The organism is Candidatus Binatia bacterium, assembly GCA_036504975.1.
In the GTDB taxonomy this organism is placed as follows: Bacteria; Desulfobacterota; Binatia; order UBA9968; family UBA9968; genus JAJPJQ01.
Window position 1 is genome coordinate 1 of sequence record DASXUF010000099.1, and the last position, 24,449, is coordinate 24,449.

A 24,449-nucleotide genomic window follows, 5' to 3' on the forward strand; every position below is an offset into this window, starting at 1 on the left:
TCGGTGCCTCCCGGGAAAGTCCCGAAAGACTGCCGACATTGGCATTCCGAATTCAAATCGTTAACACCTTGAAACGTCATGAACACTGTAAAAAACCTAGCGTTTAAACTGAGACTCCTAAAATCTGTCGGACGATACTGATGCGTTCGTTCTCCTAACTACCTGGCACTGCTGGCGATACGTAAGTCGGAGAGGGAAAAGGATACGGATTCTATGGATTTGTATCACCGTTTTGATTCTTATCGCTCCGGTACTGCTTCTACCCAAGGTTGCTTTCTACTACGGAGTAGTTGCGTGTGTTACAGGGATCTTTTGGACCTCTGATACTACTTTGGGCAAGGTGGACCGGTGGTGGCGTGGAGTCATTGGGGGTTGTGTTCTATTGGCATTGCCAACCATTTGGCAATGGCCTGTAGAAAGTTGGGTCGGGGCAATGGTGATTCCAACAGTAGGGCACCTTGGTGTCTCAAGTTGGAGTTATTCTTTTGTAAAATGTTGGGTTGAGTCCGCCGTTGAGGCAAGAATTGACGTAGCCGAAATCGAGGCGAGAATACTTGATATATATGGGAGGGTCGTGGGAAGAATTTTTGTTGTGGCGGTACCGTATATCCTATACGTCGGTATGGTTTCGGACAACTACGCTTGGATTGGTGCGGCTTTGGGATTCTTAACGATTTACGGCATTGCTGCTGGACTAGGGCTAAGATTGCGGGGCAATAGAAAGTCTTCATCAATTGGAATTGTAATTGCGCGTGAGGCAGCCTCCACGCTGTTGATAATTGGCCCCATTCTGTTGCTCGGTATCTTCGCTTGTTGGGCTACGTTTGTAGCTGGTTTTTATGATTTATTTCGCGGAGTGGCGGCGTTGGATCTGCGTCGAGTAGTGCAGGCAATACTGCATATCATTGTCGGATGGTATCTTGGTATGAATGTGGCCATTCTCTGTCAGTTGGATAGAATCTCCAGAGCCCGACCAATCCCAAGCACGTAGTAATGCAGGACTCGCCAGGAAAATGTTTTGCTTCAGGCTGTTAGTTTCCTGACAATGTCGCGTAGCCCCTTCGTTTCTAGCTTTGAGTTTCCTGTTATTCTCGTAAGCGTCAGGAAAACTGCGGGACAAAATGGAGAAGAAATACTTGCAGCACAGGCGACCGACTCGCATGCTCGGCTCTAAGAGAGAGCACCTGGAGGAAAAAAAGGCTATCGAACGCGCAACAGCGGAAGCGTTCCTACTGTTGTATAACCAACAAAAAGGAACTTCATACCAAATTGTGCAGCATGAGGATAGTCCGGACATTATTGCCCAGAATCGCGACGGTCAAACCTTACAGTTGGAAATCGTGTTGACCGAAGATCGACGGGGCGACATCCCAGCCTCCTTAGGAAGATCCAGCGGTCGAACCGTACAAGCGCTTAAGCGCAATCTTCGCAACAATCGAGCCGGAATCGCCGCTTTGACGACCTCGGCAAGCGTGCTTGGTTGCAATGTTTTGGACTCTCTAATGCGGCGACTTAGTGATAAATTTCTGAAGCGATATGGGCCTAACACCGCTCTCGTGGTTCGAGACACGTCTGGGGTGGATTGGGACTGGGATGTAGTAGTCGAACCGATTGGCAAGAAACTTGAGAGATTATCCAATCCGTTCGACAGAGGTGTCTGGATTATTAATAAGTCTAAAGATCGAATTTTTCGGATCGCGTAACGAAAGGATTGAAGCTCATTTGCCTTTTTTTCTCCACACCGCCGCCACTTCGTCCACCGTCGCGACGTCGAACTGCGTCCTCTCCATCAGTTTCAGCGCCATCTCGTGCAGCTCGCGGTTTCGCGAGCCGACGCCGTCTTTAAGGACGACCACGTCGTAGCCGAGATTGCGTCCGCTGCGCGCGGTGCCCTCGACGCCCCCTTCCGTGGCGACGCCGCCGATGACGATCGCGCCGATGCCTCGGCTGCGCAGCATCAAATCGAAGTCCGTTCCAATGAAGCCGTCCGGTCTGCGTTTCTTAAAAACGATATCGCTCGGCTCGGGCTTCAGCTCTTCGACGATCTCCCGCCCGTGCGGATCGTCCTTTTCTTTCAGCAGTTGCGCAACGTCGGTTACATTCGCTCTCTTCATTCGAAGGCGTACCCAGACGCCGGCCTCTTCCTTGACCAAATCGAAAGGTGTCTGCAGCGAATAGAAAACCTGCACGCCCGCCCGGCGCGCGACACCCGCCAGCGTCTTCAGGTTTGCCGCGATCTCCTTATAGTTGAAGGCGTTCGGCGCGATGGCGTATTCCATGTCCCAGAGGAGCAAAGCGGTCCGGCGGGGATCGACGATCTCCGCCAGAGTGCTCGGTATTTTTTTTCCTGCTAGATCCAACATGGTCGTTCTCCCGCCCTGGTTCGACTATGTCGCCACACCGCTAGCGCTTCAGATGTTTTTTCGTCAGGTTGTTGACGAATTCCGCCACGCCGGGCGAAACCGTGAGCAACTGGCGCATGATCGGCTCGGCTTCGTTGACCATGAGAAGCTCGGCGTCGTCTCCCGCCACGCCGAGCATGTCCTTGTGAAATTCCTTGTCGTTCTCCAGACGCGCAAAAGATTCTCTCAGCGTCCTTACGGCGGCCGGCGGCGTTTTCGGCGGCGCGAAGAGCGGCCTTCCGGCCGCGTCCGAACCGGCCCAACTCCTGTACGCGTCCCAAGCGGCGCCCGCGGGACGATTCTTCCCCAGCGTCTCTTCGAACGTAGGCACATTGGGAAATTCCGGTCTTCTCTTGAACGAGCCCGCCGATGTGAGACGGCCCTGTTGCACGAAAGGTTGGAAGCCCTCGGCGATCAACTCGCGAAGCGCCTGAAGGTTCGCCGAGGCATAGATATCGCTTTCCCCGCGCTGAAACGCGATGCGCAGCTCGCCGCCGCCGCGATAGCCCAATATCCAGCGCACGTTCCATTTCAAATATTCCGCGCCCCAGAAAAAGATGGTGGACCAACTGTCGTCGGCGGTGCGCGAGCCGATGCCGAGCGGAGGTTTCAACGAGTTGGTCAGACGCTCGAGATTGTCCGGTTTGATCATCGCGACCGAAGTGCCGCGCACGACGCTGCCCACCATTTCCCACGTCCTGAGATCGAACTTTGCGCCTTCCGCGCCAAAGACCTGCTGCGTGATCGAGCTGACGCTCGTATAATGGAGCGTGAGTCCGTCGGGCTTCGCCAGTTGCTCGAACCAGTTCGTGGCCACGATCCCGCCGGCGCCGGGCATGTTCTGGACGAGGACGGACGGATTTCCGGGAATGTGGCGCTCCAGATAACGCGCAAGAAGCCTCGCCTCCGCGTCCACTCCTCCGCCGGCGGGAAAGCCGGCGATGATTTTTATCGTCTTGCCCTTGAAATTCTCCTGGGCAAAGAGATCGGCCGCCCCACCCAGAAACACAAGAATGAGGCTTAAGGCACGGAAGAGGAAGATAAGAATCATAGGCGGCTTCTCCGAAACAAAATTCGTGACCGTTCGATCTACAGGTTATAAAGGGCCGTTGGATTGTCGTAGAGGATTTTCCCGATTACAGCCGCTTTCAGCTCCCCTTTGTTGTGGAGGATACGTAGCGCCTCGATCTCGCTCGAGGTATCGGCGTGGCCGTAGTCCGAGCCGATGACGATGTTATCCTCGCCCGAGTACTTGAGCACGTAGGAAAGGTCGTCGTCGGTCTGGCAGGCGACGTAAAGACGGTTTTCGCGCATCCAGTCTTTGCCGAGAGGCTTGCCGTTTTTTTCGAAGCGCTTCGCCAGTTCGTGGTAAACATAGGGGAGCCATTGAGCGCGGACTTCGATGAAGCCGAAGCGGAGTCGGGGAAACCTGGCTGGAATTCCGTCGTGCACGATGGCATGGAAAGCCGACAGCACCGCGAGCTTGAATTTCGCGAAGCCGCTTTCGCGCTCGAAGATCTCCATCCACTGAAATCCGCCGGTGGAAGCGTGAACGCAAACGGCGAGATCGAGCTTCTGAGCCTCTTCGTAGAACGGATAAAAATACGGGTCGCTCAGTATTTTGTCGCACATGATACCGCGCATGAAAAGCGCGCAGGCGCCGTGGTCTTTGGCAAATCTTGCCTCAGCAAGCGCCGCCTCCGTGCTGAGCAACGGCGCCGCCGCAACCCAGCGAAGACGCCCGTTCGTTTCAGCGCACAGATCGTTTACCCATCGGTTATAGCTCCGACAAAGCCCCGCTTCGACTTCCGCTCTGGAGGTGAGAGCGCGCAGAAATAGGGAGGGATAGAGGATTTGAACGTCGATCTCGAGCTCGTTCATATGCCTGAGCCTTGCCTCGATGTCCCGCATCTCTCGAACGTCCGCAGGAATATCCGGATTGACGTTGACGCCACGCGAAAAAATCTTTCCGTCGATCAGCCAACCTTTTCGCCCGCTCTCCGTCGGCACCAAGACCGGCCGGGACTTCGCCTCGTCTCCCCGCATGTATTCCCACGTCCGCTCCGTTTCAATCACGTGGGTATCGGCGTCGATGGCCCGCATCTCTCTCTTCGACCAAGCCAATTACTTCTTGATCTCTTCCAGGTATATCACTTCCGTCTCGCTCGGCTCGGGGAAAACTTTTTCGGAATCCGCGACCGCCCCGCTTAGATCCTGGCCGGTCAACATCTCGTAGAGCTTGCCCATCGCCGCGGGCGTGTTGAGGCGGGAAAAGCCTTGCGCGCGTCCCATCTCCTGGAGCTGGTTGACCGTGTTCATTAGAGGAAGCGGCAGGTCCAAAAGACCTGCGATTTCAAGGGCCTGGCGAATGTCTTTATAGCTATTGCTGAGCGCGCCGCCGTAGCTGTTCATCCGCTTGAGAAAATCCTCCACCCGCCCCGCGGACTCGCGCGAGCCGGTGGTTTTGAGAAGCTCATGAAAGAGTTTAGGATCGATGCTTTGGGCCGTCAGCCAGCTAAGGACCTCGGCGGAAATGATGCTGTTCGCGGCGGCGAACATGATGACCGCTATCTTCATTGCCTTGGGCATCCAGGGTTCCGCGACGCATATAACTTTTTGGCTGAGATCTTTTAAAATCCCGAGACATTTCTCCAAAGCCTCTTTTTTTCCGCCGACGACGATCGACAGAAGACCCTTGGGGATCGTGATGGCGGGCGCGCCGGCGGCGTGAAGCGTCGCGCCGAGGAAGTGAGCGCCTCTCTTTTCGACCTGCTGTTCAAGCTCGCGCGCAAACTGGGGATCGGTTCCACTGAGGTCGATAAGAGCGCCGCCGGGCTGCACAGCGGCGCAAACTCCATTTTTTCCAAAAGTCGCCGCCTTGACTTCCGTGCTCGATGGCAAAATCGTTAGCGTAAACTCCGACACGGCTTCTCTCGCGGAAGCTGTCTTTGTCGCTCCGCGTTCCGCGAGCGCGTTCATCGCCTCGGGATTCAAATCATAGACCTTTAAGCGATGGCCTTTTTTGAGCAAGCGCTCGGCGATCGGTTTGCCCGCGTTTCCCAGGCCGATGACTCCAATTTCTTTCATGGCTAATTCCACTGAAAGCGAGTCCTCGGGGCGCGAGTTTTCGGCCGCTCTTCGACAGGCTCAGAGTGGTGAGCTTTGTCGAACCACGGCCGATAGAGCAGTGCCACAATCGAACCTCTCTTATCGGACGTCCGCAGCCTCTCCTTCGTGCCCCTCGGCCTCGAAGTGAAGGACGCTTCCTTAGGGGACAGGTTCAACATAATCGAAGGATTATTTTTTTTTCAGCGCTTTCTCAGCGACCTTCTGCATCGCTTTGATTTTCGCCGGGTCCTGATTCTGCGACGCGTTCAGCATGTAATATTCGATGCCGCTCTGAGGCCTTGCCCAGAGAGGCAAGTCGTCTTTGGGAATATCCATTCTCAAAGAATTGGTCTCGCTGTATTTCTGCCACGCGATCTGGCCTTCGCGCGAGAGCACCCAATTGACGAATACCTTGGCGGCGTTGGGGTGCGGCGCTCGATTGAGCAGCGCGAGGCAGCAGGCGCCGCCGCCCATGATGTCGCCTTCCTTCAGCGGATGCGGCAGAAGATCGACGGGAAGTCCTTGCTGCTTGGCCCGCATCACCGGCTGGCCGCTGCCGATGTAAAATAAAATTTTTCCTTGCCCCAGCCAGTCCGTCCCCTGTTCGAGATGGCGCGTGACCAGAATGTCGGTCTCCGTGAGAAGCCGCGAGATGAAGCGCGGGCCGAGCGCCGGCGCGGCATAAAAAAATACGAAGGTCTCGCCGCCGCCGCCGGACACAAGCGGATCGAAAGTCCCGAGCTTGCCTTTGAATTTCGGCTTCAACAGGTCCCACCAGGATTGCACCTCTTTCGGATCGAGGAGGCTCGTGTTGTAAGAGCCGCGTCGGGTGCCGAGCTCGCCCGTGAGCAGAATGGCGGATTGATTCTGCGAGTCGGCGAACCACAACTTTTTTTGCCACCACGCCGACTCGTCATGGACCTCGGGTAAAATCATGACGGGACGAAGCGGCTCCAGCACGCCCGGAGGATAGGCCACGTAGTTGCTGGAGCCGCCCATGATGAGATCCGCGAGATATTTTCCCGCGCGCCGCTCGGTGAGGATCTTCTGCGTGAGATCCGATCCCTTGCCGGGCAGGAAGTTGATCTTGATTCCCGCAAAGGCCTTCTGAAACGTTTCCCAGAGCGGCAGGTACATCGGATTGTGCGGGCCGTAGACCGCGACTTCGCCTTCACGCTTCGCCGCTTGAATCGTTTTTTCCCATTCCGGTTTCCAACTTTCGGCCGCGAAAACGGGACAGAGGAAAGCACAATGGATCAAAAGGAGAGAAATGAGCGCTCTTAGAGACGGCCGAGGCTTCATGCCTGCTTCCAGTTTGCTGCGTATTACGCTAAATTGCCCGCTGCTAAACATATGTTAGGGGCATCACTTCGTCAATGAGAAAAATTCCCGCGCTGGATATCCGCGGCGTTTCGTACGCGCTCGACGGGAAAAAGATTCTCGATTCGGTAAGCTGGACCATCGAGCCCGGAGAGCATTGGGCGATTCTCGGCCCGAACGGCTCCGGCAAGACGACGCTGCTCCGAATCGCCTGCGGCTTTCTCTGGCCCAACGCCGGCGGCGACGTTTATCGCAAGGGTCGGTCGCTTATCAATCTTCCCGAGCTTCGAAAAAGCATCGGCTGGGTCAGCGCGACCTTGGCGTCGCAGATCCCGCCGCGCGAGCCGGTGTTGAGGACGGTGGTCTCGGGAAAGTACGCGCAGGTGGGTCTTTTCGAGTGGCCGTGGGAAGCGCCGACGAAAAAAGATTTCGCCCTCGCGGAGGAATATCTCGAGCAGATGAGCGCGGCGTCGCTTGAAGATCAGGAGTTCGGCACGCTGTCGCAGGGGGAGCAGCAGAAGGTTATGATCGTGCGCGCGCGGATGACCCGGCCGTACCTCATTCTGCTGGACGAGCCGTGCGCCGGATTGGACCCCGGCGCGCGCGAGAATTTTCTCGCGAGCTTGAAAAAGCTCGGCAAGCGAAAACAAGTTCCGGCGCTGGTCTACGTCACGCACCACGTCGAGGAGATCCTGCCGATGTTCAAGAAGACGCTGATCTTGAAGCAGGGCAGGGTGCTGGCGTCGGGAAAGACAAGCGCGCTGCTTAAGCCGGAGACCTTGGAAAAACTTTACGGCGTGTCGCTCAGCACCATCAGGAAGAAGGGCCGGTGCTGGCCGATCGCCGGGTGAACATACTGGATGACGAACCGGCTTCGCCAGATCATCTTTGGCCCGAACCACCGTTGGTGGGCGCTCTCCGTGGCCGCGCTGGCGACGTTCATGGTCACCACGGACGCGGGGCTTCTCAGCATCAGTCTGCCGGTGATCGTCGCGGAGTTCAAAACCGACATCGCTATGGGCGGCTGGCTGCCGTCTGTCTACGCTGTCGTCACCGGATCGCTCTATCTTCCTTGCGGGCGTCTTTCCGATCTCTTCGGGCGCAGGCGGACGCTCAGCGCCGGCTTTCTCATTTATACTCTGACCGCGATGATGGCCGCCTTCTCTCAAACGATGGGCCAGGTGATTTTCTTTCGCGGCCTTCAGGCGGCGGGAAGCGCGCTCATGATGGCGAACACTTTCGCGCTCGTCGCGGCGCTTTTTTCGCCCGCCGAGCGCGGCCGCGCGATGGGAATTTCCGGCGGCATGATCTCGGCTCTCGGATTCGTCGTCGGCCCGGCGCTGGGAGGACTCATCACGTACGCGCTGGGCTGGCGGTTCGTGTTCTACGTGAGTTTTTGTCTCGGCACGGTCGGCCTGCTCGGAGCTCGATTGATTCTGTTCGATGAGAAAGCGGGCGCGCCGGCCGCCAAAACAAACGAGCCGTTCGATTTTCTCGGCACCGCGACGTTCGCGCTGAGCCTCACCGCTCTGCTGCTCGCTCTAACCGCCGGACAGAAAGGTTTTTGGCACACTCCGCTCGTGCGCTCCGAGCTTGCGCTGGCGGCGCTGTCGCTCGTCGTATTTATCTGGTGGGAGAGTCGGACGCCCCATCCTCTACTCGATCTGGGACTCTTCCGCATCCGCATGTTCGCCGCCGGCAACCTCGCGCGGCTCATGAGCTTCGTGACCGTCAGCATGAACCAGTTGCTGATGCCGTTCTTTCTCCAGCTCGGCCTGGGACTCGATACGCTCCGCGCGGGTCTTTTGCTGGCGACCGCGTCCGTCGGTCTGGGTATACTGTCGCCGTTTACCGGCTGGCTCTCGGACCGGATCGGCGCGCGGCTGCTTTCCTCGGCCGGGCTGGCGCTCATGGGACTCTCTTTTTTGAGCCTGGGTTTTCTCGATCTCGGCGCCTCTTCGGCCGATATCGTTCTCAGGCTTTCTCTGCTGGGAATCGGCCTCGGCCTTTTTCAGACGCCGATCAACAACTCGCTCATGAGCTCGATCCCGCGCGATCGTTTAGGCGTCGGATCTTCGTTTCTTTCGATCGTGCGCAGCCTGGGAATTTCTATCGGTGTAGCCACGGCGAGCGCGATCGTGAGCGCGCGCCTTGTCGCCGTGACGGGGCAGACGTCGCTCGACGCGCTTAGAAGCGCGGGTCCGGTGAGGAACGGCGCTGTTTTGCTTTCCGCTTTCATGCAAGGCTATCGCACCACCTGCCTCACCGCCGCTTTTCTCTGCCTTCTCGGCGCGCTGGCGGCGGGAATGAGCGAAAGCAAAACAAAATGAGCGGCGAGCGGTGAGCAGCGAGAGTCGAAAAGAAGAGAAGTTACAGAGCATCGACCGCTTCGCCCAAGCGAAGGAAAATCAGTTTGAAGCCGGGGATGTCTTTTTTCAGAACCCGGCGCGCGGCCTCCGAGTAGATCTCCACCTGGTGATGGTAGCGGGACGCAGCTTGGGCCAGCTCGCTTCTTTCCACTCGGTCGGTCTTGTAGTCGGCGAGAAACAGCCGGCCGCCCTTTTCATAGAGGAGATCGATCACGCCCTCCATGATGCCGCCGTCCCATGGAATCAACAGAGGAATCTCGCGCCCGAGAATCTCGGCGCCGCTCAAATCACGATAAGCCGCGGAAGAAAAGAACGTCGCCAGGATTTGTTGCAGCTCGGCTGAGAGTTGTTCTCGATCCCGTCGCCGCTTGGACTCGATCCACCGGTCGAGGAACGGATCGAGCCCGGCGCGAAACTCCGCCGGATCGCCGCCGAAGTCCCAGTTTTCCAGAAAGCGGTGCGCCAGCTCTCCGATGACGAGAGACAGTTCCGACGTGACCAGAAGTTTTTTACTTTCCGGCAGCGCCTCGGTCAGCTCCGCTTCGCGTAATTTCAACAGCGTCGGCGTGAGAAAGAGCGGCGCCCGCGCGGCTTCGTATTCGCGCGCGCGGCGCTGCCACAGCCGCGTATAGGACTCCCAGTCGATCTTGAGCGCGTCTTCTTTCGCGCTGGCGCGCGCTCTTCCGGGAGGGCTCAGGCCTTCGGGGACGACCTCGACCTCGATCGTCCCCGCGCCGGCGGCGACGACCTGAGACGCTTGCCGGGCGGCGATCTCGGCAATCTCACGTTGGAGACCTTGTTCGAGCATCGACAAATAGCTGCCGCTCTGCTTTCTCTCGCCCGGCGCGCACGAGATCATCAAATGCTCGCGCGCCCTGGTCATGGCGACGTAAAGCACTCGCTTGTGCTCTTCCTGCTCGCGCAGCCGGGCTCTTTCGGCGATGTAAAGTCCGGCGAGGCTCCAGTAAGATTCCGTGCACAGGCCGGCGCGCCCGGTCGTCCAATCCTGTAAAACGGCCGGCTGTCTCGCTCCGGCCTGCTGCGGCACCGTGTGGCATCCCGCCAGGACGACCACGGGAAATTCGAGCCCTTTGGACTTGTGGATGCTCAGGATTCTGATCGCGTCCAGATTCTCTTCCGCCAGCGCGCTTTCCGCTTCTTCCTTTATCTCCAGGACTCTCGCGCCGAGCCGCGTGACGACTTCCTTGAACGTGCTCAAACCTTCGCGGCCCATCAGCTCGGCCTGGTAGCGGAGCTTTTCCAGGTTGGCCACCGCTTGCTCGCCGTGAAACGAGCCGGCGGCCAAAAGCCGTACCGGCAAACTTTCGAAGACGCGGCCGATCGCCTCGCCTACGGGCAAAGTCCGAATCGTGCGGTTCAGCCGGCAAAGAACTTCGTAAAGTTCCTTGACCTTCGAGAACGAGTCGGGTTTTTTCCCCTTGCGCTCGGCGACCCGATAGTCCAGCAGCAGCCGGCGATGAAGCTCGTAGATCTCGGCGTCGGCGAGGCCGCCCAGCGGCGAGCGCAGCACGCCCACCAGCGCGAGACGGTCGTGCGGGTTGTCCACGGCGCGGAGCAAGTTGACCGCGTCGATGATTTCCTGGACGGCATAGAAATGTCTTTCGCCTTCGACGACGTAGTTGAGGCTGCGCCGGCGCAGCGGCTCCAGGTAGTGATGCACGTCGGTTAGTTTTCTGAAAAGTATCGCGACATCCCGGGGCTGAACGAGCCGCCTCTTGCCATCTCTATCCGCAATCTCGGCTTTTCCCAGCACCTCTTCATCGAGCCACCGGGCCAAGCTCTCCGCTTCGAGCCGCCGCGCCAGTTCGGTATCCTGCTTGTCGGCTTCGTTGCCGCGGACAATGCGGATCGTTACCTTGCGGAAGGCTAGCGCCGGCGCCCTCGCGCCGTCGCCCGCGGGTGCCGGTCCGATCGCTACGTACTCGGGCTGCAATCCTTCTTTCGGTCGAATCAGCCGGTCGAAGACGCCGTTGACGACATCGAGGATTTTCTCGTGACTCCGGAAGTTCGTGGTGAGACGGCATTCGATGCCGTTTTGCGCTTTGATGATTTTTTCCACGACTTCGAGATACGCCTGGATATCGGCCCGGCGAAAGGCATAGATCGACTGCTTCGGATCGCCGACGACGAAGACTTTCCCGGGCGTCAGCGCGACATCCTTCCAGTTTCTCGCCGGCTTGCCGATCTCTTCGGCGAGATAGACGAGGATCTCGTACTGGATTGGATCGGTGTCCTGGAATTCGTCGATCAGAATCGCCTGGAAGCGGCGCTTCAACTGCTCGCGCACCGCGAGCCGGTCGCGCACCAGAGCCCGCGCCCGCGCGAGCAGGCCGTCGAAGGAGATGAGTCCCGCGCGCGTAAACGCGTCGCGGAAAGTCTCGGCAAACGGGATCAGGAGACCCGCGAGCGATCGGGACAAAGAGTCGTCCACGTGGCACAATGCCTTGGCGACCCGGAGAACCTCCTGCGCCTCCCGGTAATCTTCCTCGTCCCATCCCTTGAGATTTTTGTTGAGACCGCCGGAAAGCAAATCGGGCGTGCAGTCCCCCGCGTCGGAGCGGAGCGCCTTTTGCAGGACGTCGCGGGAAGCGCGGATGAGTTTTTCGTTGCTTCTGTTTTCCGGATGGCGCTGGAGGAGCGCGAAGGCTCTTTTCTCCAGCGCGCCGAGCCAAAGAGCGATGTCAACGGGAATGTGCTTGTCGCCCGAAAGCACGCCGAGACGCTGAAGATCGACGGTCTCCGAGCAGATCGAGGCGGCGAGCACCCGGACCTCGTCGAGTCGGACTTTTCTCAACACCTGCTTCCAATCTTCCTGCCGTGTCCCGCGATAAGAAAGCTCCTCGTCCAGCCATACTCCCCAGTGCTCGTCGAAGAGACGGTCGAAGCGCGCGCCGTCGTCTTCGATAAACTGCGGATCGACGCCGCTCTCCATCGGATAGAGCCTGAGCAGGCTCGCGGCGAAGCTATGGATGGTGCCGATCTCGCTGCGCTCGATTTGCCGCAGCGCGTCGAGGGCGCGCCGGTCCAATGCCTCCTTCGTCAGGTGATACCGCTCCAGCAGATTTCGAACTTCTTCCCGGGCTGTATCGTCATTCGTCGCAGCGGCGTCCAATGTGATCGCGACGTACGACTGCAACCGTTCGCGCAGGCGCACTTTCATCTCGGTGGCGGCCTTGTTGGTGAAGGTGAGCGCGACGATCTGCGTGAGCTTCGTTTCCGGGTCGCGCATCAATAGATGCACGAGCCGGTCGATCAGGAGCCGCGTCTTTCCCGTGCCCGCGCCCGCCGTGACCACGACGTTGCGGTCGAAGGTCGTCGCGGCGCGCTCGCGCTCCAAAGAGTCGGGCAAGTCAATCGTCATTGATTTCCGCCTTCTTCAGGTTCAGGTGCGTCTTGCTCCTGGGATCTCTTTCACCGCGCCACAGCGTTGGACGGTGGTTTCTGCGGCAGGCCTCGGACACCTCGCAGTAGCGGCAGTGATCGGCCGGCTGGATGAAGAAGAAACCGCGGCGGATCGAATCCGCGAGGAAGGCGACGGTTTCTTTCAGGGCGGCGCCGGAGACGCCGTCCCAGACATCTCCGCGCAGGCTTTCCACGACGAGCGGTCCCTCGGGCCACTCAGGCGCGAGAAAATAAAAAGCCGCGTCGATCGAAGCTGCGGCGCGGCCGGAAGCTTCGGCCTGTTGCCGTCCCAGAAGCAGATAAAACGGCAATTGGAGCCTGAGGCCGCGGAGCGCCGAGCGCAGAAGATCCCTGTCCGCGGCGTGCCGGGCTTTGGCGGATTTGAGCTTATAGTCGACGACGCGATAACGATTTTCCACCGGCTGATAGTCGATCCGGTCCATGCGGCCGCGGAACGTGAGCCCGCCCAATGGGGCGGGCCAGCTCTCGGGCAGCCGCACGGCGGCGTCGCATTCCAGAGCCCAGGGCACATATCCCGAAGCTTGCAACTCTTCGAGATCGCGGGCGACCGTTTGTTCGAGGAGCGCCGCGACAAGTTCCTTGCGGATCTGCCAGGCTAGCGGATAGCCGACGGGATTATTCTCGGCGAACTCGCGGAAAATTTTTTCGCTCACGGCCTGCAGAATCGCTGTAGCATCTATGGATGTTTTGTTGGAAAAAAAATTGTGGTCGGTGAGTTCCTGGTAGAAGGATCTCAGAATTGCATGGACGATCTGTCCCTCGTCGGCCGCGCCCGGACCCGCCACGTCTTCCGGCCGTTCGAGCCGCTCGAGGCCGAGCAGATTGCGGGCGAAAAACTGGAAGGGGCAGCGCGCGTACGCTTCCAGCGCCGTCGGCGAGAGTCCTTCGCCGGCGACGCGCTTCCAGTAATCGGCGAGCGGACCGACGACGCCGTCGTGTTCGCCCAGGCCGGCGGTGATCGTTTCCAAGCGCCGGATCACTTCACTGCCGCGGGCATAGAGGGTGGGCGACGGCAGGCCGCGCAGGCCACGCAAGGAAAGATGGAGGAGCGGCATCGGGTCCTCAGCCGCGAGGACCAGGCGGATCGCCAGCTCGCCAGGAGGGACGAATTCATTGCGGCTGAAAGGCTCGAGCTTCGACTTTTCGACGACGCCGCGCGGGACTGCGAGGGTTCTTAATTTTTCTTGGCCCACGGCGCGTTCGAGCTCGTCGAGATACCATGAACGCGCGAGCGGCCTGCCGCTCTCGTCGTTTCGCTGGTAAAGACAATAGAGTTTTTCTCCGGCGGCGCCGACCAGCAACGTAAACAGGAGCCTCTCTTCGTCGAAGCCGCCGAGCTTCGTCGCCACCTTATATCCGAGGACGGTTTCGAGCAGTTCGCGCTCGCGATCGCGCAGAAACGCGTCTTCGCGAATCGTCCGGGGAAAGATTCCTTCGTTGAGACCTACGATGAATAGCGCGCGGAAAGAAATTCCCCGGGCCGCCATCGCGTCCAGGACCGCGACTCCTCGCGCGTTGCTTTCAGCGACGGGAAGAACGGCGCGCTCGAGCCAATGCTGATAGGTTTCGAGAAAATGGCTCAGCGAAACCTTGTCGTTGACCGCGTCGAGCACGGAAAGCCGGTCGAGGGTCTTGTCGATCAGCTCGGCCGCCTCAAGTCCGGAGGAGCTTTGCGTCCAGTCCACGCTGAGCCATTTTTTTTGCAGATTCTTCCACGACTCGACGTAGCCGCTCCACGCGGCTTCTTCGGGCAAACTCTCCAGGTCGCCGGAGAGCTCGGCGAAAAGGCGCCATAGCGTCCGGACCTGCTCCGCCGGCACCGCCGGGTTTTTCCGCGCGCCGTCGTCTTCCCTGTCTTCGGCCAGGAAGATGTCCCGCGCGAGATATTTTTCCAGCCGCCGCCATTCTTCGATCCCCTTGCCGATGCCGAGCCGGCGGGTGGCGAGATCCCAAAGATCGGTTCGATGCGAACGGCTGCGGTCGAAAAAGGGCGAATCGAACAGGTCGATCACCTGAGAGCGGAGATAACCCTTCAAACGGAGATTGACGAGCAGCAGCGCCGCCTTGGCCAGCGGATGGCCGACGAGCGGCTCCTCGGCGGAGGTGCCGATCGGAATCGAATGCTCGGCGAAGATCTCCTTGATCCACGGGAGATAGGGATCAAGCGTGCGGCCGACGACGCCGATCTGGTCGAAGGAGAACTTTTCGTCGGCGACGAGCCGGAGGATTTCTTTCGCCGCGGCGTCGATCTCTTCGCGCCCGCTGAAGCAGCTCGCCACCTTAACGGGGAAACCATCGATCGTTGGACGCGGCCGGTCCGCGCCCTCGGTAAAAAGAAAGTGCGAGACATGGCGCGCGTCCCGCTCGGAGGCCGTCAGGTTGCGGATCTCGGAGCCGCCGTCGGCCAGGCCGTGCACGTATCTTTCATAAAACCGCTCGGCGAAAGTCCACGCCGGATGTTTCGGCCGGCCGTAAACGAGCGGGAAAAAAAGCGTGACCGGATATTGGCGCGCGATCGATTGAAAAAGATCGAGCTGCACCTGGGTCAGGTCGTAAAAACCGTAATAGAAAATGTTTTCGAAGCGTTTCAGGTAGGCGGATTGAGGCGCCTGCTCCCGCGCCATCGCGTCCAAATCCGCGTAGTCCCGCAAGTTCCATTCTTCCGAACAAGCGAGAAAGGTCTGAAAGAGGATGAACAGCTTCTCGACCCCTTCGGTCGCTTCTTCGAACAGATCGCCTCTCGCGGCTTCGAGAGCGACGGCCGGATCGACCGTGCCGTCCTTCAAGTCTCTGAGAGTTTGCCAGAGCGCGGCGGCGCCCCCGGCCTTTTGGTCCAGGCCGGCGAACGGCGCGGCGCCCGGCAGCCGCGCGCGGATGATCTGCCGCAAGATCTCTTCGAGGAGCGAATTGTCCTGAAGCGGCGGCAGCTCAGCGCCGTGCCGCTCCTCCCAAAGACGGAGCGAGAGCTGGTAGAAAGTCAGCAGGTGAAGGTTCAACAGGTTCAACCCGCGCTCGCGGGCCAACAGAACTTTGAGCCGGCGCCTGAGCGAGTCGGAGGGGACGAGAATCAGAAGGGGAGAGAGAGGCGCTTCGTTTTTGTGACGCAGAGTCTCTTCGACCAGAGCGTCTTCGAGGAAAGGATGGAAGGGCCCGAGGATGATTTCCATGATATATGGGCGAGCTTAACAACAATGTCCGGCACGGTCAAAGATTTTTAGCCGGTGAATTCGATTCAACAGCATGTTCGTGTAGGGGCAGGCCTCTGTGCCTGTCCCAATTTCGGGCGACCACGGGGGGTCGCCCCTACAAATCTTTATGAAACCGGACCGCTACCGAAGTTGCAAATGTACGGGCAAAGCTTTAAACACAGAGAAAGAAGTTCTCCATGTCGCTTCGTCGAAAACTCTCCCGCCGAATCTTTCTATTTTTTTTCTGTCTCGTCCTTGCCGCGCCGTCTTACTCTCTCGCGCAACAGGGGAGCGTCGTCTCGGATAACGAGTACGCGACGAAAGCCGGCATGGAGATTCTCAAGGCGGGCGGCAACGCGGTCGATGCCGCGGTCGCGACCGCCTTCGCCCTGGCGGTCGTCGATCAGTCCGCCTCCGGCCTGGGCGGTGGCGGCTTCATGGTGATCTATCAGGCGAAAGACAAGAAGGCGCACGCTTTGGATTTCCGCGAGACGGCGCCGGCTGGCGCGCGCAGAGAGCAATATCTCAGGGACGGCAAACCGGTGCAGAGTTTAAGTCTCACCGGAGCGCTCGCCGTCGCCGTTCCCGGCGAGGTGGCCGGGCTTGCGGAGGCGCTGAAACGCTTCGGCACGATGCCGCTCGGCGCCGTGATGGCGCCGGCGATCCGCTACGCGACGGAAGGATTTGTCCCGCAAACACGGCTCCGCTTCGCATTGGAAAGACAGCTCCAGAACATTCGAAAAAATCCCGAACTCGCGCGCATCCTGCTGGTCAAAGACGAGCTTCCCGGCGAGGGCGATTTGATCCGCCAGCGGGAGCTGGGCGCTAGCTTGAAGGCGATCGCCGCGGAGGGGCCGCAGGTTTTTTACGAGGGCTGGATCGGCCAGGCGATCGCGGAGCGAATGAAAAAAGAAGGCGGCGTGCTCACGCTCGAAGATCTCAAGAGCTACAAGCCCGTCTGGCGCGAGCCGCTGATCGGCCATTACCGCAAGCGGATGGTCATCACTATGCCTCCGCCGAGCTCCGGCGGCATCGCGCTCATCGAGATGCTCAATATTCTCGAAGGCTACAGGATCGGCTCGCTGCCGCACAACTCGGCGACCTATCTTCACCTGGTGGTGGAAACCTTGAAGCACGCCTTCGCCGACCGCGCTCAATATCTCGGCGATCCCGACTTCGTCCAGGTCCCGACCGAGAAGCTCCTCTCCAAGGAGTACGCCTCCTCGTTGCGCGGCAAAATATCGCCGGCAAAAACCTATCCGCCGAAATACTACGGACTCGCCGCTTACAAAGCCGAAAAAGGGGGGACCACCCATTTGGGCGTCGTCGATAAGGCGGGCAACGCGGTTTCGTCGAGCTTGACCATCAACACGCAGTTCGGCTCAAAAATTTTCGTGCCGGAGGCGGGGATCGTATTGAACAACGAGATGGACGATTTCGCGATTCATCCCGGGACGGGCAACGTCTTCGGATTGATCGGCGCGGACGCCAATTCGCTGCAGCCGAAAAAACGGCCGCTCAGCAGCATGACGCCGACGGTGATTCTCGAGGGCGAGAAGCCGGTGCTCGTGGTCGGCGGATCGGGCGGACCGCGCATCATCAGCGCCACTCTCCAGACGGTTTTAAATGTTCTCGATTTCGGCATGCCGCTGAGAAAGGCATTGGAGTCGCCGCGCGTCCATCATCAATGGATACCCGATGAGATCGGCGTGGAAAGCAAGATTCCGCCCGCTACGCGGAAGTCGCTCGAACGACTCGGACACAAGGTGCAGGAGAAAAACTCGCTTGGCCTGGCGGCGGCGATCGCCGTCAAAGGGTCCAAAGTTACCCCGCAGCCCGATCCGAGAAGAGAAGAAAACGCGCCTGGCGAACGGAAATGAAGCGCCCGAAAATCAAGCTCGGCGGCGCGCGCGGCGCGCCCGGATCGCGCGAAAAATCGTCCAGCCGAGCGAGAGCCAGTTGCCCAACCTGCGAAACTTGGTCCGCCGGCTGCCGAGATAAGCGGTGACGCCCACAAGGGCGCTCGGACTGGCTTTGATTTTTTGCACGAGTCCCATGGCGAGACGGGTCCATTTGAGCGACTGAGCCAGGTGCTCGTAGCTCTCGGCCAGCCGCTCTCTCTGGCCGCCCGATCGAACGATCAAGCTCTCGCGACGGCGCGCCAGTTCGGCCAATTTGTTGCTCACGTGCCGGACCTCAGCCGTTCGCGGTCCTTGGCGAATTCGGAAATCGTCGCCGCAAGGAATTTCTGCGGGGCGGCCGCCTTGCTGCGCAGAACGAGGCCCACGGCGAGTCCAACGATCAGATACAAAGCGGTCAGTCCTCCCAGGACGAGGAGCCGGTGGTTATCCCAAAAAACAACCACGATGAAAATATTCAGGAGAATCAGCCCGACGCTGAAACAGAAGAGGGAAATCGTCGCCAGCACGAGCATCCGCTTGAGCCGCTCCATCTCCTCTTCCATCTCGGTCGAAGCGAGCTCGATCCGCGTGTGCAACAGCGCGGTCAAGTCCGTTATCACCGCCCGGAGCGAGTCGAAAATTCCCGGCTCGCGGACTGCGCCCGTTTCGCTGACTTCGTCGGCCATGGTCGGAAAATCTAATCGCGGCGGATGAGAAGACCGAGCACTAGGCCGACGCCGGCCGCGATGGCGACGGCGCTCCAGGGATTTTTCTGCACGTAATCGTTCGCCGCTTCGGCCGCGTCCCTGGTCTTGTCGTATAAAATATCTTCGGCGTCCGCCAGCGTCTCCTTCCCCTCTTTGAGACGCTCTTCGATGCGCCGCCTGACCGCCGCGACCTGCTCGCCGGCCTGGCTGGCGGTCGCCCTGAGCAGCTCCTCGGCGTCGTCGATGAGAGCTTTCAGGTCCGAAACCAATTTGTCCGCTGACCCATCCATTTTTCGACCTCCTTTCTTTATCCATGGTTATGATAGTGGCGGCCGGGCGCACAATCAAGGAGCGGTCTGTAAAAGTAAGGATGAAGCCCGCCCTCAAAGAGTTGACTTCACGCGTCCGGTAACCTATACATTCAACCAGTTTCCTGCCCTTTTTCCGTCATCAAGGAGGAGAGAACGATGAAGCGATCCAAGCCGGTTCTTACCCTTTGCGCGCTGCTTGCCCTCGTCTGTTTTCTGCCCGACGTTTCCCGCGCGGCCCAGGCCGATCCGCAAGCGAAGCTGATTGAGGGCGCGAAAAAGGAAGGCGAAATGGTGTGGTACACGACTACGACGCTCGATCAGAGCCAGCAGGTCGTCCAAGCGTTTCAGAAAAAATATCCCTTCATCAAGGCCACGCTCTTCCGCACGGGCGGCGGGCCGATGCTCAACAAGATCCTGACCGAGGACCGCGGCGGACTGAATGCCTGGGACGTGCTCGTGGGCAGGGGAGAGATGGTCTTGCCGCTGCGCGACAGAAAGCTTCTCGGCGCCTATATTTCACCGGAAAGGAAGGGGATCTACCCGGATCTTGCGGATAAAAGAGGTATTTGGACAGCCTGGTACGTCAATGCCTATGTGCTCGGCTGGAACACCAAACTGGTTAAAAAGGAGGATGTGCCCAAAACCTACGAGGCGCTTCTCAATCCCAAGTGGAAGGGAGGGCAGATATCGGTAGATAACGAAGCCTACGGCATGCTCCAGGGTCTCATCGGCATATGGGGAAAGGAAAAAGCAGTCGCGTACTTCAAGCGACTCGCGGCGCTGGACCCGGTTCCCAAGCGGGGAAATACGGAAAGGGTCCAACTCGCCGTCGCCGGCGAATATCCGCTGATCATCGCCTACAATCAAACGATCGAGCGTATGGTTCAAAGAAAAGCGCCGATCGATTGGCTGCCGCTCGAACCTGCGGTGGTTCAGGTCAATCCCGCGATGCTGGCGGCCAAGGCGCCCCATCCGAACTCCTCGCGGCTCTTCATGGATTTTATTCTCTCCAAGGATGGGGGGGAAATGCTCAGGAGCTTTCAGCGCATCCCGGTGCGCACGGACGTGGAGCCGGATCCGCCGCGGCTTTTTAGAGGCTACAAGAGGGTGATCGAGAGTCCCGAAGGCTACAAGGACTTCGACGAGACGGTGAAGCTGTATCTGGAAATCTTCAAATTGCGGTAGGCAATCTGGGTTGAATGTCCCCGAATGTAGGGGCGTGATTCATCACGCCCCTATTAATCACGTGCGGATTTACCGAGGGGCGCAATGAATTGCGCCCCTACAAAGACAGTGCCCGCAATCCACCATTAATTAAACGGATTTTTGAGCATGATCGTCTGCTCGCGGCCGGGGCCGACGGAGACGAGGATCATCTCCGCGCCGACGATCTCTTCGAGGCGGCGCACGTAGCGCTGCGCGTTCTTCGGCAGATCGGCAAGCTTCTTGGCGCCGGAGAGCGGCTCGTCCCAGCCTTCCATCTCTTCCCATACCGGTTCCGCGTTCTTTAAAACTTTCACGCTCGACGGAAAGTCGTGGTAGGTTTTGCCGCCGCTCTGATAGTCGGCGCAAATCCGGATTTTCTTAAAGCCGGTGAGCACGTCGAGCTTGGTGAGCGCGATGCCGGTCATGCCGTTGATCCTGACGGCGTGGCGCACGCCGACGGCGTCGAACCAGCCGCAGCGGCGCGGCCTCCCGGTGGTGGCGCCGAACTCGTCGCCTTCCTGCTTGAGACGCTCTCCCTCCGGACCTTTCAGCTCGGTCGGAAACGGGCCGCTGCCGACGCGCGTCGTGTAGGCCTTCGATAGTCCGATGACTTCTTGGATGTGACGCGGGCCGATGCCGGCGCCCGTGCAGACGCCGCCGATGACCGTGTTCGAAGACGTGACGTAAGGATAAGTTCCGTGGTCCACGTCGAGGAGCGTGCCTTGCGCGCCTTCGAAGAGGACTTTTTTCCCGGCCTTGATCTCGCGGTCGAGCAGCACGCCGGTGTCGGCGATATATTTTTCCAGCTCGTCGCCGAAACCCCGGTAGGAATCGTAGATCTCGTCGTAATCCAGAGTTTTTTCTTTCAGGATGGCCTTGAGATAAATGTTTTTTTCTTCGATGTTGCGGCGGAGCTTGTCGCGGAAGGTCGTGCCGTCGAGCAGATCGACGAAGCGGATGCCGGTGCGCGCGACTTTATCTTCGTAGGCCGGTCCGATGCCGCGCCCGGTGGTGCCGATTTTTCCTTTGCCGCGGAGTCTTTCGCGCGCCTGATCGATCGACTTGTGGTAGGGCATGATTAGGTGCGCCTCCTCGCTGATCTTGAGCAGCGAGTCGTCGAGCAGGTGGCCTTTGGCCCTGAGCGCGCGGACCTCTTCCAGCAGCACTTCCGGATCGACCACGACGCCGTTGCCGATCACGCAGAGCTTGTCCGGATGAAGCGCGCCGGAAGGAACGAGGTGGAGAACGGTCTTCTCGCCGTTGACCACGAGCGTGTGGCCGGCGTTGTTGCCGCCCTGAAAGCGGACGACGATGTCGGCGTCGAGGGTGAAGAGATCGACGATCTTGCCTTTGCCCTCGTCTCCCCACTGCGCGCCGATGACAGCGACGTTGGCCATTTAGATAGCTCTCAGCGGTCAGCTCTCAGCCATCAGCCGGAACTCGGAAGCTGAAAGCTGATTGCTGACAGCTTCTTGGCTGCTTCACAACTTTACCAGCTGCGCGGTGACGATGTTCGGCAGGTTGCGCAGCGCCTCCATAGTATCTTTGGGCACGTCGCCGTCGACGTGAACGCAGGAGATCGCCATCCCGCCGACTTTCTCGCGGCCCAGCTCCATACCCGCGATATTGATCCCTTTCTCGCCGAGGAGCGTGCCGACCGCGCCGACCACTCCCGGGACGTCGCGGTTGTGAAGAATGAGCAGATAGCCTTCGGGCACGGCTTCGAGGTAAAAGCTGTTGATCTTCACTATCCGTGGATGCTTGGCGCCGAAGACGGCGCCCTCGACCTCGAACTCTTTGTCGTGGTCTTTGACCTTGACGCTGATCGAGCTGGCGAAGTCGCTGGCGCGGCTGCTCTTGGACTCCACGACCTTGATGCCGCGCTCGCGCGCGACCAGCGGCGCGTTGACGTAGTTGACGCTCGATTCCATCACCGGCGTGAGGATACCTTTCAGCACCGCGAGCGTCAGCGGCGCCACGTCGTACTGCGTGACCTCGCCGGCGTATTCGATCTGCACCTCTTTGGGGAGCACCGAGAGGAGCTGCACCTGAAGGCTGCCGAGCTTTTCTCCGAGCGTGAGATAAGGGCGGAGGGAATTCAACAGCTCGGGACTTACCGAGGGCATGTTCACCGCGTAGCGGATCACGCCGCGCGCCAGGAAGTCGACCATCTGCTCGGCGACCGCGATCGCGACGTTGAGCTGTGCCTCGTCCGTGGACGCGCCGAGATGCGGCGTGGTGATGACCTGGTCCATCTTTATCAGCGGATGATCGGGAGGCGGCGGCTCCTCGACGTAGACGTCGAGTGCGGCGCCCGCGACTTTGCCCCGGCGGATCGCTTCGGCGAGGTCGTTCTCGTCGACGATGCCGCCGCGCGCGCAGTTGATGATGCGCACGCCGTTCTTCATCTTGCCGAAGGCTTTCTTGTTGATCAGGCCGCGGGTCTCGGCGGTAAGCGGCACGTGGACGGTGATAAAATCCGCGCGCGCGTAGATCTCGTCGAGACTTACCATCTCGACGCCCATGCGGGCGGCACTGTCCGGCTGAACGTAGGGGTCGTAGGCGATGACTTTCATTCTGAAGCCCAGCGCCCGTTCGGCGACGATGCGGCCGACGTTGCCCATGCCGATCAAGCCGAGAGTTTTGTTGCAGATCTCGACGCCGACGAACTTTTCCCGGCTCCACTTCCCCGATTTGAGCGAGGCGACCGCCTGCGGGATGTGGCGCGCGAGCGCAAGCATGAGCGAGATCGTGTGCTCGCCGGTGGTGACGTTGTTGCCGCCCGGCGTGTTCATCACCACGATGCCCTTTTTGCTTGCGGCGGCGACGTCGATGTTCTCGACGCCGATGCCGGCGCGGCCGATGACTTTGAGATTGTCGGCGGTCTCGAGGATGTCTTCGGTCACCTTGGTGCCGCTTCTCAGCACCCAGCCGTGATAATTCTTGATGATCGGTTTGATCTCCGGCGGCTTGATTCCGACCTTGAGATCGACCTTGAATCCCGGCGTGCGCTCGAAGACCTCCAAGCCCTGCGAGGCGAGAGGGTCGGTCACCAATATCTTCGTCTGTTCCACTTGTCTTTTCGGTTCCACCCTCTCCCTAACCCTCTCCCCTAGGGAGAGGGAAGGGTGAGGGTTTTATTCCAGCGTCTCCATGAGAACTTCCTGAGCGGCAGCGACCCCCTGTCCGAATTCCACCGGCGCGCCGAACTTTTTGAGCCCCATTTCCAGCGCGCCGATCGCGACCAGAACGTCGAAGGCCCCCATGTAACCCACGTGAGCAATGCGGATGGCTTTCCCCCGCAGTTGATCCTGCCCTTCGGCGAAGGTGATCTGCATCCGGTCGCGGAAATAGTCGAGCAGCTTGTCGGCGTTCAATCCCTCCGGCATCCAGATTCCGGTCGCCGCCGGGCTGGGACTCTCCAGCGCAAGGAGCTTGAGGCCGAGCGCCGTCGCCGCGGCGCGCGTCGCGCGGCCCATGCGATCGTGACGCGCGTACACGCGCTCCAGCCCTTCTTTCCGCATCAGTTCGAGCGACGCGCGGAGGCCGAAGATGAGCGACACCGCCGGCGTGAACGCCGCCGAACCTTTTTGCTGATTTTTTCGTTCGAGCGCCAAATTAAAATAAAACCGGGGCAGCTTCGCCTTCGCGGTTCTTGCCCACGCGCGCTCGCTGAGCGCGATGAAGCCGAGCCCCGGCGGCAGCATCATCGCTTTCTGCGAGCCGGTGACCAACGCATCGACGCCCCATTCATCCATAGCGACTCTTTTGACGCCGACGGCGGTGACGCCGTCCACGATTAAAAGCGGGCCGTTCTTCGTGAGCTTCGCGATCTTTTCTACCGGGTGCCAGGTCGTGGTCGAAGTCTCGCTCGCCTGCACCAAGACCGCCTGGATGTCGGGATGGGCCTTGAGGCTCTGCTCGATCGCTTCCAGCTTGACCGGTTTTCCCCATTCGACTTTGAGATCGATCGGTTGCAGACCGAAGGCTTTGGTGATCTCCAGCCAGCGCTCGCCGAACTTTCCGCCGTTCACGACCAGGATTTTTTCTCCCGGCGAGAACAAATTCGAGACGGCCGCTTCCATCGCGCCGGTGCCGGAGGAGGCCAGGATCAAGACGTCGTTCTTGGTGCCGAAAATTTCTTTGAGCCCTTCTCTTACCTCCAAAAAAATCTTGCCGAACTGCGGCGTCCGGTGATGGATCATCGTCTCCGCCATCGCCAGCGCGACCTCGTTGGGAATGGGCGTGGGACCGGGCGCAAGTAGATATTGTTTAATCATTTGAAAGCTCTTTAGCCGTCAGCGGTCAGCTATCAGCCGGAACATTTTCAAGTCTAGACAATAAAAAACCTGGATTCTTATATGTATCCATATAAGAGACCCAGGCGTTCGGCCGTCTTAGGTTTTGCACTCCCTCGTGGTTAATTCCACGTACGCCAGTCGCGCAAACCGACGGTCTTTACCTATCTTAGACGGTTTCGTTTGTCAACGGAG

General features: G+C 59.5%; 19 protein-coding genes and 1 riboswitch. Of the genes, 6 read left to right on the forward strand and 13 right to left on the reverse strand.

Features of this window, described 5'->3' with window-relative positions; translation table 11 throughout:
- Positions 1-433 precede the first annotated feature (433 nt).
- Both VGL70_12845 and VGL70_12850 read left to right on the forward strand, forming a co-directional pair.
- Positions 434-991, forward strand: a complete 558-nt coding sequence (locus tag VGL70_12845; GenBank protein ID HEY3304412.1) for a hypothetical protein — start codon at positions 434-436, stop codon at positions 989-991.
- Between the two features lie 130 nt (positions 992-1,121).
- Entirely contained in the window at positions 1,122-1,703 is a 582-nt protein-coding gene (locus VGL70_12850; protein ID HEY3304413.1) for a hypothetical protein, read from the forward strand.
- Positions 1,704-1,718: 15 nt separating this feature from the next.
- On the opposite strand, the gene VGL70_12855 is transcribed toward VGL70_12850, so the two are convergent.
- The 5 genes from VGL70_12855 to VGL70_12875 all read right to left on the reverse strand — a co-directional run bounded on the left by VGL70_12855 (position 1,719) and on the right by VGL70_12875 (position 6,812).
- The gene (locus VGL70_12855; GenBank protein ID HEY3304414.1) at positions 1,719-2,363 is read right to left on the reverse strand and encodes an isochorismatase family cysteine hydrolase; all 645 of its coding nucleotides are present in this window, start codon (positions 2,361-2,363) and stop codon (positions 1,719-1,721) included.
- 40 nt (positions 2,364-2,403) lie between these two features.
- Positions 2,404-3,453, reverse strand: a complete 1,050-nt coding sequence (locus VGL70_12860) for a hypothetical protein (protein HEY3304415.1) — start codon at positions 3,451-3,453, stop codon at positions 2,404-2,406.
- 38 nt (positions 3,454-3,491) lie between these two features.
- Complete coding sequence (locus VGL70_12865; GenBank protein HEY3304416.1) at positions 3,492-4,505, reverse strand: amidohydrolase family protein; 1,014 nt, start codon at positions 4,503-4,505, stop codon at positions 3,492-3,494.
- A 21-nt stretch (positions 4,506-4,526) separates the two neighbouring features.
- The gene (locus tag VGL70_12870; protein ID HEY3304417.1) at positions 4,527-5,489 is read right to left on the reverse strand and encodes an NAD(P)-dependent oxidoreductase; all 963 of its coding nucleotides are present in this window, start codon (positions 5,487-5,489) and stop codon (positions 4,527-4,529) included.
- A gap of 210 nt (positions 5,490-5,699) precedes the next feature.
- Positions 5,700-6,812, reverse strand: coding sequence for an extracellular solute-binding protein (locus tag VGL70_12875; protein ID HEY3304418.1), 1,113 nt, complete (start codon positions 6,810-6,812; stop codon positions 5,700-5,702).
- A 74-nt stretch (positions 6,813-6,886) separates the two neighbouring features.
- Between VGL70_12875 and VGL70_12880 the strand changes: the two genes are divergently transcribed.
- Together VGL70_12880 and VGL70_12885 are read left to right on the forward strand one after the other, a co-directional pair.
- Positions 6,887-7,681 carry an ATP-binding cassette domain-containing protein gene (locus VGL70_12880; GenBank protein HEY3304419.1) on the forward strand — a complete coding sequence of 265 codons (795 nt, stop codon included), beginning with the start codon at positions 6,887-6,889 and terminating at the stop codon, positions 7,679-7,681.
- A 9-nt stretch (positions 7,682-7,690) separates the two neighbouring features.
- On the forward strand, positions 7,691-9,160 hold the full coding sequence (locus tag VGL70_12885; protein ID HEY3304420.1) for an MFS transporter: 1,470 nt from the start codon (positions 7,691-7,693) through the stop codon (positions 9,158-9,160).
- Positions 9,161-9,200: 40 nt separating this feature from the next.
- On the opposite strand, the gene VGL70_12890 is transcribed toward VGL70_12885, so the two are convergent.
- The gene (locus tag VGL70_12890; protein HEY3304421.1) at positions 9,201-12,581 is read right to left on the reverse strand and encodes a UvrD-helicase domain-containing protein; all 3,381 of its coding nucleotides are present in this window, start codon (positions 12,579-12,581) and stop codon (positions 9,201-9,203) included.
- Positions 12,571-15,810 (reverse strand): PD-(D/E)XK nuclease family protein, encoded by a 3,240-nt coding sequence (locus tag VGL70_12895; GenBank protein HEY3304422.1) that lies wholly within the window; start codon positions 15,808-15,810, stop codon positions 12,571-12,573. Before VGL70_12895 ends, VGL70_12890 begins: the two co-directional genes overlap by 11 nt.
- 218 nt (positions 15,811-16,028) lie before the next feature.
- On the opposite strand from VGL70_12895, the gene ggt reads away from it, so the two are divergent.
- On the forward strand, positions 16,029-17,711 hold the full coding sequence (ggt, locus tag VGL70_12900) for a gamma-glutamyltransferase (protein ID HEY3304423.1): 1,683 nt from the start codon (positions 16,029-16,031) through the stop codon (positions 17,709-17,711).
- Between the two features lie 12 nt (positions 17,712-17,723).
- Here ggt and VGL70_12905 read toward each other — a convergent pair whose 3' ends face one another.
- The 3 genes from VGL70_12905 to VGL70_12915 are packed head-to-tail and all read right to left on the reverse strand — an operon-like array spanning position 17,724 to position 18,729.
- Positions 17,724-18,017, reverse strand: coding sequence for a hypothetical protein (locus VGL70_12905; GenBank protein HEY3304424.1), 294 nt, complete (start codon positions 18,015-18,017; stop codon positions 17,724-17,726).
- The gene (locus tag VGL70_12910) at positions 18,014-18,418 is read right to left on the reverse strand and encodes a phage holin family protein (protein HEY3304425.1); all 405 of its coding nucleotides are present in this window, start codon (positions 18,416-18,418) and stop codon (positions 18,014-18,016) included. Before VGL70_12910 ends, VGL70_12905 begins: the two co-directional genes overlap by 4 nt.
- A gap of 11 nt (positions 18,419-18,429) precedes the next feature.
- Entirely contained in the window at positions 18,430-18,729 is a 300-nt protein-coding gene (locus VGL70_12915; GenBank protein ID HEY3304426.1) for a DUF883 family protein, read from the reverse strand.
- Between the two features lie 177 nt (positions 18,730-18,906).
- Between VGL70_12915 and VGL70_12920 the strand changes: the two genes are divergently transcribed.
- Complete coding sequence (locus VGL70_12920) at positions 18,907-19,935, forward strand: extracellular solute-binding protein (protein ID HEY3304427.1); 1,029 nt, start codon at positions 18,907-18,909, stop codon at positions 19,933-19,935.
- Between the two features lie 125 nt (positions 19,936-20,060).
- On the opposite strand, the gene VGL70_12925 is transcribed toward VGL70_12920, so the two are convergent.
- From VGL70_12925 to VGL70_12935, 3 genes are all read right to left on the reverse strand, one after another.
- The gene (locus VGL70_12925; protein HEY3304428.1) at positions 20,061-21,353 is read right to left on the reverse strand and encodes an adenylosuccinate synthase; all 1,293 of its coding nucleotides are present in this window, start codon (positions 21,351-21,353) and stop codon (positions 20,061-20,063) included.
- 84 nt (positions 21,354-21,437) lie between these two features.
- A complete protein-coding gene (serA, locus tag VGL70_12930; GenBank protein ID HEY3304429.1) occupies positions 21,438-23,048 on the reverse strand; it encodes a phosphoglycerate dehydrogenase in 1,611 nt (536 codons plus the stop codon).
- A gap of 45 nt (positions 23,049-23,093) precedes the next feature.
- Positions 23,094-24,236, reverse strand: a complete 1,143-nt coding sequence (locus VGL70_12935; GenBank protein ID HEY3304430.1) for an alanine--glyoxylate aminotransferase family protein — start codon at positions 24,234-24,236, stop codon at positions 23,094-23,096.
- Positions 24,237-24,327: 91 nt separating this feature from the next.
- Positions 24,328-24,409, reverse strand: a riboswitch (ZMP/ZTP riboswitch).
- Between the last annotated feature and the right edge of the window lie 40 nt (positions 24,410-24,449).

Bases quoted from the DNA above. Each gene is read 5' to 3' on its own strand.
- VGL70_12845 (HEY3304412.1), top strand. From the start codon at position 434: ATGGTGATTCCAACAGTAGGGCACCTTGGTGTCTCAAGTTGGAGTTAT.
- VGL70_12850 (HEY3304413.1), top strand. From the start codon at position 1,122: ATGGAGAAGAAATACTTGCAGCACAGGCGACCGACTCGCATGCTCGGC.
- VGL70_12855 (HEY3304414.1), bottom strand. From the start codon at position 2,363: ATGTTGGATCTAGCAGGAAAAAAAATACCGAGCACTCTGGCGGAGATC.
- VGL70_12860 (HEY3304415.1), bottom strand. From the start codon at position 3,453: ATGATTCTTATCTTCCTCTTCCGTGCCTTAAGCCTCATTCTTGTGTTT.
- VGL70_12865 (HEY3304416.1), bottom strand. From the start codon at position 4,505: ATGCGGGCCATCGACGCCGATACCCACGTGATTGAAACGGAGCGGACG.
- VGL70_12870 (HEY3304417.1), bottom strand. From the start codon at position 5,489: ATGAAAGAAATTGGAGTCATCGGCCTGGGAAACGCGGGCAAACCGATC.
- VGL70_12875 (HEY3304418.1), bottom strand. From the start codon at position 6,812: ATGAAGCCTCGGCCGTCTCTAAGAGCGCTCATTTCTCTCCTTTTGATC.
- VGL70_12880 (HEY3304419.1), top strand. From the start codon at position 6,887: ATGAGAAAAATTCCCGCGCTGGATATCCGCGGCGTTTCGTACGCGCTC.
- VGL70_12885 (HEY3304420.1), top strand. From the start codon at position 7,691: ATGACGAACCGGCTTCGCCAGATCATCTTTGGCCCGAACCACCGTTGG.
- VGL70_12890 (HEY3304421.1), bottom strand. From the start codon at position 12,581: ATGACGATTGACTTGCCCGACTCTTTGGAGCGCGAGCGCGCCGCGACG.
- VGL70_12895 (HEY3304422.1), bottom strand. From the start codon at position 15,810: ATGGAAATCATCCTCGGGCCCTTCCATCCTTTCCTCGAAGACGCTCTG.
- ggt (HEY3304423.1), top strand. From the start codon at position 16,029: ATGTCGCTTCGTCGAAAACTCTCCCGCCGAATCTTTCTATTTTTTTTC.
- VGL70_12910 (HEY3304425.1), bottom strand. From the start codon at position 18,418: ATGGCCGACGAAGTCAGCGAAACGGGCGCAGTCCGCGAGCCGGGAATT.
- VGL70_12915 (HEY3304426.1), bottom strand. From the start codon at position 18,729: ATGGATGGGTCAGCGGACAAATTGGTTTCGGACCTGAAAGCTCTCATC.
- VGL70_12920 (HEY3304427.1), top strand. From the start codon at position 18,907: ATGAAGCGATCCAAGCCGGTTCTTACCCTTTGCGCGCTGCTTGCCCTC.
- VGL70_12925 (HEY3304428.1), bottom strand. From the start codon at position 21,353: ATGGCCAACGTCGCTGTCATCGGCGCGCAGTGGGGAGACGAGGGCAAA.
- VGL70_12935 (HEY3304430.1), bottom strand. From the start codon at position 24,236: ATGATTAAACAATATCTACTTGCGCCCGGTCCCACGCCCATTCCCAAC.